Source organism: Leeuwenhoekiella palythoae (assembly GCF_900130045.1).
Classification (GTDB): Bacteria; Bacteroidota; Bacteroidia; order Flavobacteriales; family Flavobacteriaceae; genus Leeuwenhoekiella; species Leeuwenhoekiella palythoae.
This window is the reverse complement of the sequence record NZ_FQXT01000002.1, coordinates 581009-597452: the sequence shown is the minus strand read 5'-3', so window position 1 is coordinate 597452 and position 16444 is coordinate 581009. Positions and strand designations below refer to the sequence as shown.

The window sequence follows — 16444 nt, the reverse complement described above, 5'->3', positions numbered from 1 at the left end:
TTAACCTCTTTACATTACTGAAACATTAAGGTAACGATAAGCGAAAGCTCTTGCACGGGAAGATTTGATTTTAAATGCTTTAGCGCATCACTAATGTGTTTCTCAACAGTACGGATAGAAATATTAAGCTTTTGTGCGATTTCGGCGTTAGAAACCTCTTCAAACCTACTCAGCATAAATACCGTTTTACATTTTGGCGGAAGCTTATCAATTTCCCGGTGCACCAAATTTTCAAAATCATCATAATCTAAATTTGCCTCTGCACGTGCGGGCATCGCGATCTGCTCCAACACCTCCTGATGCTCCTGAGTGAATTTTAAATCGCGTAAATGGTTGAAGACTTTATATTTTACCGCTCTAAAAAGATAGCCTTCCAGATTGATAATACTGGTATGTTCAAGCTTTTCCCAAAGGCTTACAAACACTTCTTGAACGATATCTTCACAAATGCTTTCGTCTGCATAAATCTGATAGGCATAGCTAAACAACCGCTGCCAATAGGTTTCAAAAACACGGTCAAAACCCAGCTTAGGCTGCGTTCTAAGCAGTTGCTGTAGTTCTTGATCGTTGCTTTGTAAAACCTGATGTTGCATTTAAAATGTGCTTGTAACAAAAGAAACAAAATCTAAGTACTCCCGTCGCTCCTTCAGTTTAACATTGCGTTAAGAAACCTTAGCATTCCAATTTACCGCAATTTAAAACGGGTTTACCGCAAGCTTTAGTTGCACACCGCTTTTCTTAGTAGCTTTACGTGTTACTTGAGAAGCGCTCATTTAATTTAGAATTAATGCTTTTCAAATGTGAACCAAACTATTAAGTCTTGAAACTACGCACCCCACTTGCACAAATATTTATCGGGATCGTGCTGCTGAGCATTCCTTTTATCACTTCGCCTGATCTACAATCAGGGATCAAGCTGTTGCAGATCAAACCTTTTCAGTACAATTTTATAGGGTATTTATTGCTGCTGGTATTTTTCTACGTCAATTATTATGTCTTTATCCCGCACTACTACATTCCTAAAAAATACTGGATGTTTACGGGGTTTTTGATGATCTCCTATGTGATCATCACTTATGTTCCTGATCTGTTTTTTGATATTCCTAAACCTACAGGTCCCGGTGCCGGCGGGCCACCACCTCAAGGAATGCGCCCTCCTGACGGGATGCAACCGCCGGGTGGAATGCCGCCTGCAGGAGTTCCTAATCCTAATGAACCGTCCACCTTGTTTAGCTTTCGCGAAAGCTATATCATTCAATTTTTGATTGTGGCGGGACTTTCGTTATTGATGAGACTAAATGCCCACTTAAAGCAAATACAGCAAGAAAAACTCATCGCAGAAGTCTCGTATTTAAAGGCACAGATCAATCCGCACTTTTTATTCAATACGCTAAACAGTTTGTATGCCTTAGCGCTTCGGAAGTCTGATGAAGCCCCTGAAGCTATCCTGAAGTTATCAGGAATGATGCGCTATGTGGTGACCGAAAGCAAGCATACTAAAGTTCCGCTAAAGAAAGAATTTGCCTATTTAAAAGACTACGTTGCCCTGCAAAAATTGCGCTTGGCTCAAGATGTAAAACTGACTTTTAATATCACAGGAGACCCAAAACATCTGGAGATCGCGCCACTCATTCTAATTACTTACATAGAAAATGCATTCAAATACGGCATCAACCCCGATGAAGATTCAGAGATCATAATTAACGTTGAAGCCAAAGAAAAAGGAATAGCGCTACACGTAAGCAACCGCATTGTGGTAGATAAAACGTTGCTTCCTGAAATTTCTGAAGAAGGCCATAAAAACACCCGAAAACGTCTGGATCATTTATATCCTTCTAAATACAAACTATCTATTGATGAAGATGGGGAGATGTATCGCGTAAAGCTGTATATTGAATTACTATGATCAAAGCAGTTGCCATAGACGATGAGCCTCTCGCGCTCCAGATTCTGGAAGCCTTGTGCGCGCGTATTGAGTACGTCAAGCTCCTTAAAACTTTTACCAGTCAGGCAGAAGCGCAACGCTATCTCAATAAATTTGAAGTCGATCTGCTTTTTCTAGATATACAAATGCCGCGACAAAATGGAATAGACCTGTATAAATCGCTCAAGCAAGAGACCAAAGTTATTTTCACCACCGCGTATAGCGAGTATGCCGTAGAAGGTTTTAATGTAAGTGCCAGCGATTATATCTTAAAACCCATTGCTTTTGAACGGTTTGAAGAAGCAGTGGCCAAGGTAAAACGCACGCTAGATCTAGAACAACAGAATACCTCCGCAAATACGCATTTAACTATAAGAGCAGATTATAAACTGTATAATATTCCGCTAGAAGAGATCGTGTTTATTGAGGCGATGGATGATTATGTCAAGATCAATCGTGTAGATAAATCTACGGTGGTCGCACGTTCTACGATGAAAGCCATCCTAAAGAAACTTCCCGAAACCCTGTTTGCCCGTATTCATAAATCTTTTATTGTCAACACTGCTAAAGTGGAAGCCGTACAAGCCGGAAGCATTGAAATTGCAGGCAAAGAATTTCCTATTGGCACAACGTATAAAGATCAGGTAAATAAGAATTTCTAAGCACAACTTTCTGTTTACCGCAAACTTTACCTGCTTTACCGCATCTTTTTTCTCGTCCCAACCTACTCAGTTACATTTGATCTGTAATAAAATGTATTATGGATCGTAAAGAATTTTTAAAAGGAATCGGACTAATGGGCCTTGCGGCTACCGGTGTAGGTTTATTTGCATGTTCGTCAGATAATGATGCTCTTACAACCACCGATAGCAATACCGGCTCTTCTGGAGCTACAGATGTGACTTCGACCAGTTCTGAATGTGCGGTCACCAATTCTGAAACTGCGGGACCTTTTCCTACCAACGACCCCGAAGATCTGGAGCGTGTTGATATCACAGGAGATCGCACCGGCGTTGCTCTTGCCATCAACCTCGTAATTCGGGATGTGAATAATGCGTGTGCCGTCCTGCAAAATGCCATCGTAGATATCTGGCATTGTGATGCCGATGGGAATTATTCTGAATATGGCGGTAGTGGAATGCAAAGCACCAATTATCAAAACTATCATTTTTTAAGAGGAAGACAAATAAGCGATGCCGATGGTTTGGTAAAGTTTCAATCTATATTCCCGGGCTGGTATAATGGTCGTGCGACTCATATACACGTGCACATCTATAATACTACCGGCACTTCATTATTAGTAACTCAAATCGCATTTCCTGAGGGAGATGATAGTGCTGTGGTTGCCGTAAACGCAGCTTCAGATTATGGATATACCAAAGGAATGTCTGGCTATACTTATAATGCTTATGACAATGTATTTAGTGATGGCATCGCTAATGAACTCGCAACGCTTAGTGGTTCGGTGAGTGAAGGCTATACTCTGGATCATATAATAAATGTAAAAGCTTAACAATAGTTTTTTGATTGATAGTAATCTGTAGGGGATACATTCTTTTCTCCTAAAACCTCAAGTGTATCCCTGCAGATTCACCTTAAAACACCTAAAATCAGTTCTGCAATGATACCCACAGCTCAAGCACCCGCACAATTTTATAGAAAACGCCAAGCAGACGATCGCGGTCGTGAGATTCGTGCGATTGGTAATCCCAAAACTGCAACAACTTTTGAGCTTTTTGCTGATATTTTCATTCCGCCGGGGACTATGCACAACAAATGGATCACCACCACAGGAACCTTATTTATTGTACCGCTTTTTGGCGCAATAGAATGTAACATAAATACTGATGAAACCTTTATTCACATCAATCAGGTGGCTCAGGTTTCGGTAAAAGCAGGTACTAAACTTCGGTTTAAAAATGTGTATCCTGATCATAGTGTACGCTTCTTACTGTTTTTGATCAAAAGCGATTCCGAGGCGCCTTTCCAAATTCAAGACTATACGCTTAAGGCTATAAATAAACTGCACAATCTTGACGTTCAAGCTTCCGCAGCAGTACATTTAGGACAGTTTGAAGGTCGTGAAGAAACCGTTTACCATTATAAAAAGGAGAACACATCGGTCTTTGCGTACGTGTTACAGGGCGCTTTTGAATTTCAAAACCGACTCGTAGAAACTGGCGAAGGAATTTGCCTCTGGGATCAGCAAGCGATAGCCTTAGAAGCGCTGGCTAACAATGCCTACTTGGTTCTTATTGAATTTTAGTAAGATCGCTTAAGAAATATTAAGCTGTTTTAATACCTCTTCTTTATAGGTTTCCCCAATAGGAATGCGAATATCTCCTATTAAAATCTTGCTTTTCTGTACCGCTCTTATAGCGTTTATATTCACCACATAACTGCGATGTACACGTAAAAAGTGACTTCCGGGCAATTTATCTAAGAGCTCTTTAAAACTACTGAGGGTAAGAATGGCCTTATCGCCCTGATTGGTATAGATTTTTATATAATCTTTTAAGCCTTGTAGGTATTTAATATCTGCCGTATTGATCTTGATATTCTCATATTCAGATTTTACAAAAATAAAATCGGGTAGACTTTCCTGCGGAACCGCAAGCGTAGCATTTGCCTTAATTTCTGTAGGTTTTTGCCCGGCTTCGTGCTTTTCTTTTGCACGGGCTATTGCCTTAAGAAATCGTGGAAATGGTACCGGTTTCACCAAATAATCTGTGGCATTTAGATCGAAGCCTTCCAGAGCATATTGCGGATAAGCCGTAGTAAAAATAAACTGTGGTAAACGGTCAAGGGATTTCACCAGGTCAATGCCCGAAAGATTAGGCATCTCGATATCTAGAAATACGAGGTCTATCGCCTCTTCGCTCAAAATGCGTATCGCCTCAAGCGGATTAGTACATCGCGCTACCAGCTGCACCCCTTCTACTTTTTCTAAGTATGAAGAAAGCACATCTAATGCTAAAGGCTCATCATCTACCAGTATGCAACGCATTAATCTAAATTTAGTTTCAAATGTACCACAAATTTTGAGTCTTCTTCATACACCTTCAGGTGGTGTTTCTCTGCGTAAAGCAATTCGAGTCGGTCTGTGGTATTTTTCAATCCAATCCCAGAGTTATGTTGGTCGCGTTTTCTAGCGCCAATGAGGTTTCGGCATTCAAATTCTAGGGTTTGGTCTTTAACAGTGATCACGATGCGTACTTCGGTATTTCCTTTATAATCGGTGCCGTATTTAAACGCGTTTTCTATAAAAGAAATCAGCAGCAGCGGTCTGATTTTCTGGTGCGTTACCGCCCCGTGAATATTAAGGGTGACATTCTCATTATTCGCGATACGCAAGCGCTGCAGCCGCACATAATTTTGAGTATAAGCCAGCTCGTCAGCTAATGCTACAAATTCACTATCTGCCTGATACAACATATAGCGCATAAGTTCAGAAAGCATAATCACCGCTTCTGAAGCTTCTTCAGATTTTGCATTGATCAGCGAATAAATACTGTTTAAGGAATTGAATAAAAAATGCGGACTCAATTGATTTTTGAGGTAGTGCAGTTCGGTACGGGTTTTAAAAGCTTCGATCTCTTTTTCTTCAACCAAGCTTCGGTTCCACTCTTCATAAACTTTTACTGCAGTACCGATCACCACAAAACTCAAGGAAATAAAAAAAGGAAAAAGGAATTTTAAAATATTGAAAAATGGCGGTTCGGGGCCTAAAGGCCCTAAAGGTTTACGCATTCCTTCCGGCGGCTGATCTACAATTACAAACTCGCGGAAACACAGCGTTATCGCCAGTGCTAAAACGATACTAAGTATATAAGTTTTGGTTTTTTTTCGCAATAAAAACCGAGGCACTAATACCGAATAGTTTAAATAAAATAGCAGCATATTGAGCACTAATGCCGAAGCTGCAAACATAGGAAAGCGCTCTGCGTTCCAATAAATCTCAACGGTGAGCAGACTTAAAAATATAAGCCAGACTCCTGCGTGAAGTAGTACTTTTCTAGACATAAGCGCTGCTTGATTAAATTCTGTGGGTTTTCAAAAGTAACTACGAGCTAAAATCAAGCCTGTTACAAGCAATTGTTGATCACCAGATATCCGAGCATTCAATCTCGTCTATCGCCTAAGCTATTGATTACAATCTATACGTACACCCAACTCTTGAAGTTCTTTCTGGGTGATTGCTGGATTTAGCTTTCGGTTGATCTTTTGAAGTACTAAATCTCCTACTCGTTCTGCATCGGTTGCTGAGCAAAAGCCTTGTTCTTTAGCAATTGCAGGAATATGCTCTTGTCGTATGAGAATCTGACCGTGATCTATGATGGCATAACCAAAGCCACTTTCGGTCTCAAAAACGTGCGTGTACACGGTTTGCTCTTCATTAATAAACCACAACACACCTGCTATAAGCACAATGCATAAGGTTATCCCGATATAAAGTAATCCTGCTCGTAAACGCATTTTATTAGTGTATATAAAAAACCCGGGGTGCTAAAACTTCTCTGTACATTATAAAAAACACCCCGGGGAAACAAAAAAACTCAATTATTAATCTTCATCATCGTATTCTTCCTGCGGAAACAATTCATAGGCATCATCGAGGTACAAACTACCTGATCTTCCCAGAGCCACAAAGCCACGCGTTCCGGTAGTAAAGCTTACCGCATCTTGTCTCGCGGTGGCTTCAAGTGCTGTAATATTTTCCCATTCATCACTTAGTGGGTCGTACTCCCACGTACTGGCAATAGCACCACCGCTATAACCGGCCACTATATAGCCTAAACCATCTATGCTAAAGCTCACTGCATTAGATCTGGTGATGGCATAATCATCCTCTTCATCCAGATCGGTAAGGCGCGTCCAGGTATCTGCTGAAGTATCAAAACTCCAGAAATCAGTTAAATAAAGTCCGTTGCTTACGCCCGTTCCAAAGTAGATCAAACCGTTAAGTTCAAAAGCTGTTGCATCGCGGCGTTTATCGCCACCAAAACCTACTAACTCCTCCCAGCTGTCTGTTGCAGGATCGTATTTCCAGAAATCTTTTTTGTCGTTATCTCCGTCATAGCCTGTACCTAAATATCCATATCCAGAACCACTAAACGCGGTTGCTGCACGGCGTACTCCTCCGCCAAAATCTGCTTTCTGCGTCCAAACATTGCTGTCAGGATTGTACTCCCAGAAATCAGCGAGTTCAAAATCACCATCATATCCTGTGCCTACATAGCCCAAACCGTCAAGTTCAAAACCCTTTGCACTACTACGCGCAGTACCCGGAAAATCTGCTTTTTGCACCCAATAGTCATTCTCAATATCATATTGCCAAAAATCGGTTAGGTAATCGTCTCCGTCGTAGCCAGTACCCATATAACCGTAGCTTCCTATGGTAAATGCAGCCACATTACTGCGGGGAACACCGTCAAAAACAGAGCGTTGTTTCCAGTTTCCGCGATCTCCAGAATCATCACTGCTACAGCTTCCCAGAGCCAGAGCACAAAATGCGGTAAGCGTTAATACTATTCGATTGTTAGTCATGCGTTTCATGTTTATTGTTTTGAAAAATTGAATTTAATTCCGGTAGAAAAAACAGGCCCGGCGCCCATATTTAAGGTGTTTACTGTGTGCTGGGCACTATCGTAAAACTTCAACTCATTTTGAAATAAATACCCAGCGCTTAAAGAAAAAGACCACATGGAGTCTATGGTATATGCATAATCAAGCGCTAGTTTTTGACGGGCGATCCCTACTTGATTTGCTGTTTGGGCAGCAAAATCAACAGTTTGCGGCACATAGAAATAATCACCTTCAAAATCAAAATGCGTACTCAAGGTGCTGCTTTCGCTTAAAGCATAGCTGATACGACTCTCCGGGAAACCTAATTGTAAATAAAACTGATGGGTAGAGACGGCTAATTCTACCAAGGGTAAGAGTTCTCGATCTCCCAGAGGGGTATCATATTGTATACCCAGCCTCAAATGTGCCGGAAACGTTTTAAGAGTATATTGAAGCGCTGCTGCTCCTGTTAATACGGTTTCATTAGCGTTGATCCCCGAAGCCCAAGACGCTTCTCCCCAGGCATCAAGTTGCCATTGCTCATCAAGTGAATGAGTTGCATCAACACCTGCAAAAAAATTGTTTACATTATCAATCGGGTGTGTATTAAAAGTCATGCTCTCCCAGAATTCAAAATCATAATTGCGCAAGCCTATTGTGGGTTGCAATTGCACAGTACCAAAATCTAAGGGCACCTTCAATGCGGCCTCAACTTGTTGTGCTGAAACGCGCTGATTGCTCGCCGGTATAAGCGCATAAGCAAGTTCAGCTTGTAGTACGCTGTCCTGACTGTAGCTTATCGTATGTGCAATCAAAAAGATCATAATAAAATACCTGTGCATTTTTGAATTCTAATTTTGGCCAAAACTACCGGCGGAATTTCAGTCTAAAAAAAATAGTAGATGAGCCCAGCAAATGCCTCTACCCACCCCGGTATTTTACCGATTAACCTCGCTCTTCCTTGTTTGTAGTGTAAAACTTGGCGTTGAGGGTAGCTTTTTACCGATTGGTCTATTGTATTTGAGCAGCCCAAACCTGCCTGCTAGGTTTGCCCAAAATTCAACAGCCTATGTTTACTAAATGCATACAGATGCTTTGCCCGCTGGGCGTCTTGCTCTTGTTATTGACCTCTTGTGCGCAAGACGACTCGAGCTTTCCTGTAGGGGAAGATTGGGTAGAAAGTGATACACGCGTGCTTTATATAGACACGATGACGGTAAGCAGCAGCACTTTTAAATTTGATTCGGTGCAGGTTTCTTCTACAGATCGCCTTCTGCTAGGTGCGTATACCGATCCTATTTTTGGGAAAACCACCAGTAAGATCTACACCCAATTATCTAACAGCACCTATACTTTAGATAGTGATGCAGTGTTTGATTCTATAGCGCTGATTCTTAATTATGATGATTATTTCTATAATGACACTACCCAAGTGCAGCGCTTAAAGATCCACGAAGTGCTTCAGGATATTAAAGCGACAGAGGATGGTTATTTTTACAATACCACTTCTTTTAATTATGATGAAAATACGGTAGGCGATGTACAGTTTGTACCGCGCCCTATTGATGAAGATTCGCTGCATCTGCGCCTTGATGATGACTATGGCCAACTTTTGTTTTCAGAAATCCAAGAGAATGAGATCAACAATTCCGATGAATTTTTGCGCTATCATCGCGGACTCCTTTTAGATCCGGGAAGCGATAATACGACCATTCTAGGCATATTACCTACGAGTACTTTGCGCATTTATTACTCGCTTCCTAACGAAGTTGAAGTTGACGAAAGCGAGTCATTTGATATGACCTTTAACAGTAGTTATACCTTTCATAACATCAGTAGCGAGCGTAATGGCACCTATTTTTCAACATTAGAAGAACAGGAAGATGAGGTTGCCTCTAACGCTACCAATATGATGAGTTACGTGCAAGGAGGCGTAGGCCTGGCCACACGTATAGACATTCCTAACCTTGCCGGTCTGGATTATATAGAAGGCAAAGGCACCTTACTAAGTGCCAATCTTGTGATCTCTCTTAATACCGCTACTGAAAGCACATCGTTACCGGCACAAGAAACCTTGTCCTCTTATATTATAGATCAAAAAAATGTAGCGCTGGGAACCCTTTATGATTACGAAGGAAGTGAGGCTACCGCCAGCATTGCAGCAGAGTCTGATGAATTTTCGCAACGTACATATGCGCTTCCTATTCATTATTTCTTAGATGAAAAACGCACCGATTCTAATGGAGACAACTGGTATTTAGCCCTCGTTGATCCCGAAAACAACCAGTCTGTGAACCGCTATGCGTTCTTTGGAGAGCACGCGGCAGACGACGATCTCAAACTTCAAATCATACTTATATACGCGGTTTATGACGATGAATAAATGCTTTACAATCGCTTTTTTGATACTAGCAACAAGCAGTCTTTTGGCACAGACCAACGCACTTTCTAATTCCCCTTACTCCGTTTTTGGTATTGGTATCCCTAATACCTTTACCACCGGAAAAACAAATGCGTTGGGAGGTGCCGGGATTGCTTTAAAATCAGACAATTCGCTTAACAACCTCAACCCGGCCTCACTGGGTGCAATGCCTTTAAAACACTTCTATTTTGATATAGGTTATAAAACACAACTGTATAGTTTGAGTCAAGGCGCGGGGAGTTCTAAACAAAGCAATTCAACTTTTTCTAATCTGGCGATGGCGTTTCCGGTGACTAAGAAGTCGGCTGTGAGTGTGGTTTTATCGCCTTATTCAAATGTGGGTTACGACATCACCGGAATTTCTAGAAGTATTGAAGGCTCAACTTCATTTTATACCTCAGACGTCACTGCAAATGGTTCGGTCAATAGTCTTGATCTTAATTACGGGTACAACTTTTTTGACCGGTTGCGCCTAGGGGTGACAGGCTCTTATTTCTTCGGAAAAACAGAACAAACTGAGTACAACAGCATCGTAGGGTATGCGCTAGACATTCAGCGTGAAAATAGGTATAATGGTTTCCGTTTAGGTGCGGGTTTGCAATATGATGTAACCGAAAGTATTTCGATAGGATCAACCGTAAAATTACCCACTGCTTTAGAAGCAACACAAAACAGCATCATCACTCAAGATTATGATGATGCGATCACCGAAGAAACTTCGGTTAAAGATTTTGAATTACCGCTAGAAATGGGCTTTGGCACCGAATTTAAATTTGGTAAAAGCTATGCCGTATATGCCGATTATTCCAGAAAATTATGGTCGCAAACCGAACAAGAATCTTCGCTCAATACCTACAAAGATCAGGACAGTTTTAAAGCCGGACTCAATTTTACACCGCGTCCCGGTGGTTTATATTATTGGCAAAATGTAGAATATCGTGCCGGTTTTAATTACGACACAGGCTACCTGAACATAGCGGGTAGCGATGTCTCAAGTTATGCGGTAAGCGTAGGTCTGGGATTGCCGGTGAGCCGCAGCGGATCTAAACTAAACCTGATGTATTCCTACGGAAGAAATGGAGAAATCGCAAACGGACTCATTCGCGAGAATATTCATTCTTTATCGCTCAATTTTAGCTTAGACGGTATTTGGTTTATGAAACCTAAATACAATTAGTCTAACTCCACTTGATGAATATTTGCTGTACCTCCGTGTGCCTCATTTGAAATAAACAAAGTACCATCAGGACTAAAAGTAATGCCTTCGGGTTGCGCAAAATCGTCTTTATCCAATTCGTACACTTTTTTAATCGCATACGTCTTGTCTAAAGTTATGAGTTTTGGGTTGACCCCCTCTAGCATATAAATCTCACCGGTTTTTGGATGAATCGCTAAATCTGAAGGTCTGAAAGTTCGGTAGGCTTTATTCTTTTCAAATTTCTTAAACGCCTTGTCTTTCATATCTATTCTCGCTACCAGATCAGGCAACATTAAATGCTGTTTGAGATCAAAAGCATAAATCCCCTTGATATCTTCATCGTTAGGGTCCAGATCTTTGGGAGCGGTCAACAAGCGCTGGTTTTTTGCATCATAGGATAACGTCTCTACATTGTTTTTATGTGACATCGCAGATTGATAGGTTTTGGTCACGGGCTGCGCCGTTGCATAATTCTGAACTTCAAACAGCAAGCCGTCGCTGCGCATCACATAAGCATCCTCACCGGTAACAGCGATGCCCTCATAATCGCCATCGTCTGCAAACTCGATGGTTTTATCTATTTTATTTTTTGCCAAATCATAGATGTAGATCAACCCATCTTCATCTTCAACAGCGGCAATCTTAGCATCACTCACCCAAGCAATCCCCGAAACTTCTTCTAAAGCATCAGGAAGCTCCCATGTTTTTACAATCTCTAGGGTGTTTCCTTTTTTCTTTTTGGGTTTGGGCGTTTCAAAGGTTCCAAAAGTGAGTAGCGCGATTAATATTGCTGAAGTATAGGATATAAAATTCATTGTATTATAGTTTAAAGAAGCCTGAAAAATTCAAGGCTGTAAACCAAAAGCGCAATTCAGCTTCTCATAGGCTTACACGAACAAAGTTCGTAAGCACCGTTTTCAATTTTCTTAAAAGGTTGCAAATGTTGTGCCTTGCCGTACTAAATTCTCAAAAAGCCTGATTTTAAATACAATTGCTATAAAGTCTTTGAAAGATCGCGCTTTAAATTTCAGATTATATAAAAATGAAAAGCTGAACCTAAGTTTGACTCGTAACGTGTACACGTTTTTTAATTTTGTCATTACCAAGATGTAAATTCCATCGCGGTAGAAAACCTTTATCGACACCAAAAAAAGCAGCATTGTGAAAAGCCTGGCTTATTTTCTGAGAACTAATTTTAAGACAGTAAGTTTTGGTTGGGTGTTGACCTTTCTCTCCAGTTTTGGTCAAACTTTTTTGATCTCACTGTATGTTCCCGAACTCATCAAAACCTTTGCTATTTCAGAAGGAACTTTTGGAAGTATTTACGCGCTGGGTACCGTGATCGCTTCGGTGGTGCTCATAACCGTTGGGCATACCATAGATCATAAACCGGTAAAAAAAGTAGTATTTCTCAACTTTATAGGTCTTATTCTAAGTTGTTTGTTGCTGAGTTTTTCTGCGTATCACATCGCACTTTTAATCATCGCTATGATAGGTTTGCGTCTTACGGGGCAAGGTATGCTCAGTCACATTAGTCAGACGGTTATGTCTCGTTTTTATGGTGCAAATCGCGGAAAAGCGCTTAGTATTGCAGCTTTAGGATTCCCGATGGGCGAGGCCATTTTCCCAATATGCATCACCACTTTAATAGTAACATTTGGGTTTGAGGTCGCAGCACAGGCGAGTGCCGCTTTTTTGATCTTATACTTATTTCTGCTTTCCTTTAGAGATCTCAGTTATTTTGATACCGAACAAAGCATCGCGCAAAAACCTTCTTTAAAAGTATTGGCAAAAGATTTTGGCGGGATTATCAAAGACCGGCGGTTTGCTATTATGATGCCCTCTACATTTATGCTGAGCTTTACATCTACCGCAGTATTTTTATATCAATATACGTTTGTAGAAGAAAAAGGCTGGTCAGTATCGCTATACGCTGCATTTTTTACCGGTTATGCTATCACCCGCTTTGTGATGTCGATCGTTGGCGGGTTATGGGTTGACAAATTCACTGCAAAAAAACTCTATCGCTTTTTTCTGATTCCGCAGGCTTTAGGTCTCTTGCCGTTTGCTTTTATGGACAGTATTATCGGCGCACTTCTATTTTTGATCGCGACTGGTATTACAACGGGAGTAGCAGGTACGGTAAAATCTGCTGTTTTAGCCGAAGTATACGGAACTCAAAAATTAGGTGCCGTGAACAGCCTGTTCTCGATGTCTATGATTTTAAGTACGGCTGCAGCGCCACTGCTTATAGGCTTTTTAATTGATCAAGGAGTCGCTTTCCCTTATTTGATGATCACGCTCTTCGGCCTGCTCGTTTTAGCTATTTTGAACTCGCAACGCCTGGGTAGCGTTCCGCCGGCTAGTTTGTAGTCTTATAAAGTAGCGCCAAAAAGTGTAACAGGTTTTGGGGTTTTAATAATTTTGCCAAAACCGTATAGGAATTCCGTAGTACCATTCAGAATTCAATCGATATCGTAATTGTTCATTTTTGAGAATGTTTTTAAAACTCCATCATAGATTCGTATTTGTAGCGCTTGGTTTGCTTCTAAGCCTTTGCGCTTCTGCACAAAATTTTCTTCCGCCGGTTACCAACTACAACAGCACCACGTATAATGCTGCCAGCCAAAACTGGGGATTAAGCACCGATAATGACGGAACGCTTTATGCCGCAAATAACGATGGCTTATTGCGCTTTGATGGGGAACGCTGGGAAGTATTTACCTTGCCTAATAAAACCGCGATTCGATCTGTGTTTTGCATCAAAGACCGCATTTACACGGGCTCTTATGAAGAGTTTGGCTATTGGACCGAAGATGCCTACGGCAGCCTGCAATACACATCGCTTTCTAAACTCATCTCGACCACCTTTGCCAATGAAGAATTCTGGCAAATCACCGCTTGGCAAGGCGCGATCGTATTTAGATCTTTTGGTAATTTATACGTTTACAACGGGCAGACCATTACTACGCAAAGACCGCAAACCATCATTACAGCAATGCAAGTGCATAATGACAAGCTGCTGTTAGGTTCTAATTATGGGGAAATTTTTGAATTTGATCAAGACCGTTTTCAGTCTTATGCCGAGAACAGCATAAGCGCGAGTTCTATCATTGAGTTGAGTACCTATGATAATCAGCTCTTAGCAGGCACGCGACGCCAAGGTATTTATAGCTTAAAAAATGGTGTGTTCTCACCTTGGGGCTCAGAAGCCTTAAAGGCATTTCTGGCAGTCAACGAACTTAATAAAATTCAGCCGGTAGATCAGGATCTCGTCATTCTGGGAACGGTTAAAGGCGGTATTCTTTATTACAACCCAAAGACCGGAGCCTTAAAAAATCATTTTAGACAAAATGGTTTGCAAAACAACACCGTACTCTCTTTGCATAAAGACCGCTCCAAAATTTGGATTGGTCTTGACAATGGTATTGATGTGGTGGTTCCTAACACGGCGATTCAATATTTACTGGACAATACCGGCCAGCTGGGTGCTGTTTATGACATTGCTTCGCTTGGCGGAAGTTTATATGTTGGCAGCAATACCGGAGTACATAAAATAACCGAACAAGGTATTTTCTTCATTCCCGGGTCGCAAGGTCAGGTATGGAGTTTAACCAAGATTGAAGGGCGTTTGTTTGTAAATCACAATCTCGGTTTGTTTGAACTGAAAAACGATGCTCTAAAATTGGTTTCAGGAGTATCCGGAAGTTTTGGCCTTACCGCGATTCCACAATCGTCATCCTACTTTAATACTACTTATAACGGGTTGCGTAAATACACGTTGACCGAAGGTACGCTCCTAAATCAACCCCTAGCTGAAGGTGGTGGAGCGCCGGTAGAACACGTGATTTTTGAGGATCAAAACTACTTTTGGGCAGCGCATCCTTATAAAGGTTTTTACAGAGCACAGTTGAATAATCAGCAGCAACGTGTTGAAAACAAAGAGTCTTACATAGACTATGAAGCCCTTGCTGCTTACAAAACCGAAATACATAAGCTAGAAGGTGAAATCGCTTTTTATAATGCCGGTTCGTGGTACCGCTACAATAGTATAAGTGATACTCTTGAAGAATTTGAAGATCTCAAAGCCTATACTTCTTATGCCCTATTGAGCAATCAAGACAACAGTTATTGGTTTAAAAACCGAAACGGAGCCGGACTTATTTATACCAATTTTAGTTCAGACAGTATTTTTATCGAAGAACTGCTGCTGGAATCACGCATCATTAAGAATTATGAAAAAATCGTAAAGCGCAACGATAGCATCTATTACATCACCTTAAACGAAGGTTTTGCCCGACTCAATCTGGCTCAACTTCAGCGCGACAACGCAAACCAGAATCTAAGTACACCGCTTCTCAACGGCATCAAGACCAACAATAAAGCTTTGGCCCTTGATCAAAGTATTGAAATTCCGTTTAAAGAAGCAGGCCAGATAGAAATAGCAATCGCAGCACCTCAACTGCACAACCCTAAATTCTTTTACAGCCTATCAAATGGATTATCAGGTCAATCTAATGGAACTCTGAATTTTCAAAATTTACAGGCCGGAAGCTATACCTTAAAGATCTGGCCTGAACTTAACGGGCAACGCGGGGATCAGCCGTTAAACGTAACCTTTCTGATCAAAAGACCGTGGTACTTGTCTAATTTAATGATTGTAGTGTATGTACTCTTGTTGTTTGGTGTGATCTTCTTGGTGGCTTACATCAATAAACAAAAACTGAATAAGCACCGAAGAGAACTAGAAGAGCGACTGGTAAAAGAACAAGAGCGTAAAAATCAACTCGCTGAGCGCAATAGCCTTCTTGAAGAAATCAACGCTAAACGCAAAGAATTGGCCAACACTACATATTTAGCAGCCAAACGCAATAGCAGTCTAATCGATATTAAAAATGATCTGGAAGCCGTTAAAGATAAAGGTGACAATCAAAAGAAGGTAAATTCTATTCAGAATAAGATCAATCACATTATTGACGCAAAAGACAACTGGAAGGTTTTTGAGACAACATTTAAAGAAATCAATAATGATTTTTTCCAGCAGTTGTTAGAAAATCACCCTACGCTTAGCTCGAAGGATTTAAAGTTATGTGCCTATTTAAAAATGAATTTAAGCACTAAAGAAATTGCTCCGTTAATGGCAATTTCGGTTCGTGGAGTTGAAATTCATCGGTACCGTTTGCGAAAAAAACTGGACTTGAAGAGCGGTAAGAATTTATCAAAATATCTTATTAAAAATTATTAAATTCTCATACTTCAATTGCTTATTTCAAGCAATTATACTTTCTCATTACTACATCAAACTCTTTTACGAAAACGTTATAACTCGAAATTT

At 40.9% G+C, this 16444-nt stretch carries 15 protein-coding genes; 8 read left to right on the top strand and 7 right to left on the bottom strand.

Features of this window, described 5'->3' with window-relative positions:
* Window positions 1–14: 14 nt before the first annotated feature.
* Window positions 15–593, bottom strand: coding sequence for an RNA polymerase sigma-70 factor (locus BUA96_RS06230; protein WP_072981393.1), 579 nt, complete (start codon window positions 591–593; stop codon window positions 15–17).
* A 227-nt stretch (window positions 594–820) separates the two neighbouring features.
* Between BUA96_RS06230 and BUA96_RS06225 the strand changes: the two genes are divergently transcribed.
* From BUA96_RS06225 to BUA96_RS06210, 4 genes are all read left to right on the top strand, one after another.
* Window positions 821–1906, top strand: coding sequence for a sensor histidine kinase (locus BUA96_RS06225; RefSeq protein ID WP_072981391.1), 1086 nt, complete (start codon window positions 821–823; stop codon window positions 1904–1906).
* A complete protein-coding gene (locus BUA96_RS06220) occupies window positions 1903–2586 on the top strand; it encodes a LytR/AlgR family response regulator transcription factor (RefSeq protein ID WP_072981389.1) in 684 nt (227 codons plus the stop codon). Before BUA96_RS06225 ends, BUA96_RS06220 begins: the two co-directional genes overlap by 4 nt.
* A 98-nt stretch (window positions 2587–2684) precedes the next feature.
* Entirely contained in the window at window positions 2685–3437 is a 753-nt protein-coding gene (locus BUA96_RS06215; RefSeq protein ID WP_072981387.1) for a dioxygenase family protein, read from the top strand.
* Window positions 3438–3545: 108 nt separating this feature from the next.
* Window positions 3546–4190 (top strand): pirin family protein, encoded by a 645-nt coding sequence (locus BUA96_RS06210; RefSeq protein WP_072981385.1) that lies wholly within the window; start codon window positions 3546–3548, stop codon window positions 4188–4190.
* Window positions 4191–4199: 9 nt separating this feature from the next.
* Here BUA96_RS06210 and BUA96_RS06205 read toward each other — a convergent pair whose 3' ends face one another.
* The 5 genes from BUA96_RS06205 to BUA96_RS06185 all read right to left on the bottom strand — a co-directional run bounded on the left by BUA96_RS06205 (window position 4200) and on the right by BUA96_RS06185 (window position 8331).
* The gene (locus tag BUA96_RS06205) at window positions 4200–4931 is read right to left on the bottom strand and encodes a LytR/AlgR family response regulator transcription factor (RefSeq protein WP_072981383.1); all 732 of its coding nucleotides are present in this window, start codon (window positions 4929–4931) and stop codon (window positions 4200–4202) included.
* On the bottom strand, window positions 4931–5947 hold the full coding sequence (locus tag BUA96_RS06200) for a sensor histidine kinase (RefSeq protein ID WP_072981381.1): 1017 nt from the start codon (window positions 5945–5947) through the stop codon (window positions 4931–4933). The genes BUA96_RS06205 and BUA96_RS06200 overlap by 1 nt, the downstream gene beginning before the upstream one ends.
* Before the next feature lie 120 nt (window positions 5948–6067).
* On the bottom strand, window positions 6068–6400 hold the full coding sequence (locus BUA96_RS06195) for a DUF4907 domain-containing protein (RefSeq protein ID WP_072981379.1): 333 nt from the start codon (window positions 6398–6400) through the stop codon (window positions 6068–6070).
* A gap of 87 nt (window positions 6401–6487) precedes the next feature.
* Window positions 6488–7480 carry a Kelch repeat-containing protein gene (locus BUA96_RS06190; RefSeq protein ID WP_072981377.1) on the bottom strand — a complete coding sequence of 331 codons (993 nt, stop codon included), beginning with the start codon at window positions 7478–7480 and terminating at the stop codon, window positions 6488–6490.
* Window positions 7481–7482: 2 nt separating this feature from the next.
* Window positions 7483–8331, bottom strand: coding sequence for a hypothetical protein (locus BUA96_RS06185; RefSeq protein WP_128755657.1), 849 nt, complete (start codon window positions 8329–8331; stop codon window positions 7483–7485).
* 248 nt (window positions 8332–8579) lie between these two features.
* On the opposite strand from BUA96_RS06185, the gene BUA96_RS06180 reads away from it, so the two are divergent.
* Together BUA96_RS06180 and BUA96_RS06175 are read left to right on the top strand one after the other, a co-directional pair.
* Window positions 8580–9872: a DUF4270 family protein gene (locus tag BUA96_RS06180; RefSeq protein ID WP_072981373.1), complete on the top strand. Its 1293-nt coding sequence runs from the start codon at window positions 8580–8582 to the stop codon at window positions 9870–9872.
* A 19-nt stretch (window positions 9873–9891) separates the two neighbouring features.
* Window positions 9892–11088 (top strand): BamG family beta-barrel-assembly machinery protein, encoded by a 1197-nt coding sequence (locus BUA96_RS06175; protein ID WP_128755656.1) that lies wholly within the window; start codon window positions 9892–9894, stop codon window positions 11086–11088.
* Here the strand turns inward: BUA96_RS06175 and BUA96_RS06170 are convergent.
* Window positions 11085–11924 (bottom strand): SdiA-regulated domain-containing protein, encoded by an 840-nt coding sequence (locus BUA96_RS06170; protein ID WP_072981369.1) that lies wholly within the window; start codon window positions 11922–11924, stop codon window positions 11085–11087. The two genes, BUA96_RS06175 and BUA96_RS06170, sit on opposite strands and share 4 nt — an antisense overlap.
* A 346-nt stretch (window positions 11925–12270) precedes the next feature.
* Here BUA96_RS06170 and BUA96_RS06160 point away from each other — a divergent pair, with 346 nt between their 5' ends.
* Window positions 12271–13482 (top strand): MFS transporter, encoded by a 1212-nt coding sequence (locus BUA96_RS06160; protein WP_072981365.1) that lies wholly within the window; start codon window positions 12271–12273, stop codon window positions 13480–13482.
* A gap of 124 nt (window positions 13483–13606) precedes the next feature.
* The gene (locus tag BUA96_RS06155) at window positions 13607–16354 is read left to right on the top strand and encodes a helix-turn-helix and ligand-binding sensor domain-containing protein (protein ID WP_084673070.1); all 2748 of its coding nucleotides are present in this window, start codon (window positions 13607–13609) and stop codon (window positions 16352–16354) included.
* Window positions 16355–16444: the final 90 nt, after the last annotated feature.

Coding starts and splice junctions, on each gene's coding strand:
- BUA96_RS06200 (WP_072981381.1), bottom strand. CDS start 5,947: ATGTCTAGAAAAGTACTACTTCACGCAGGAGTCTGGCTTATATTTTTA.
- BUA96_RS06170 (WP_072981369.1), bottom strand. CDS start 11,924: ATGAATTTTATATCCTATACTTCAGCAATATTAATCGCGCTACTCACT.
- BUA96_RS06180 (WP_072981373.1), top strand. CDS start 8,580: ATGCTTTGCCCGCTGGGCGTCTTGCTCTTGTTATTGACCTCTTGTGCG.
- BUA96_RS06205 (WP_072981383.1), bottom strand. CDS start 4,931: ATGCGTTGCATACTGGTAGATGATGAGCCTTTAGCATTAGATGTGCTT.
- BUA96_RS06195 (WP_072981379.1), bottom strand. CDS start 6,400: ATGCGTTTACGAGCAGGATTACTTTATATCGGGATAACCTTATGCATT.
- BUA96_RS06185 (WP_128755657.1), bottom strand. CDS start 8,331: ATGCACAGGTATTTTATTATGATCTTTTTGATTGCACATACGATAAGC.
- BUA96_RS06155 (WP_084673070.1), top strand. CDS start 13,607: ATGTTTTTAAAACTCCATCATAGATTCGTATTTGTAGCGCTTGGTTTG.
- BUA96_RS06215 (WP_072981387.1), top strand. CDS start 2,685: ATGGATCGTAAAGAATTTTTAAAAGGAATCGGACTAATGGGCCTTGCG.
- BUA96_RS06210 (WP_072981385.1), top strand. CDS start 3,546: ATGATACCCACAGCTCAAGCACCCGCACAATTTTATAGAAAACGCCAA.
- BUA96_RS06220 (WP_072981389.1), top strand. CDS start 1,903: ATGATCAAAGCAGTTGCCATAGACGATGAGCCTCTCGCGCTCCAGATT.
- BUA96_RS06190 (WP_072981377.1), bottom strand. CDS start 7,480: ATGAAACGCATGACTAACAATCGAATAGTATTAACGCTTACCGCATTT.
- BUA96_RS06230 (WP_072981393.1), bottom strand. CDS start 593: ATGCAACATCAGGTTTTACAAAGCAACGATCAAGAACTACAGCAACTG.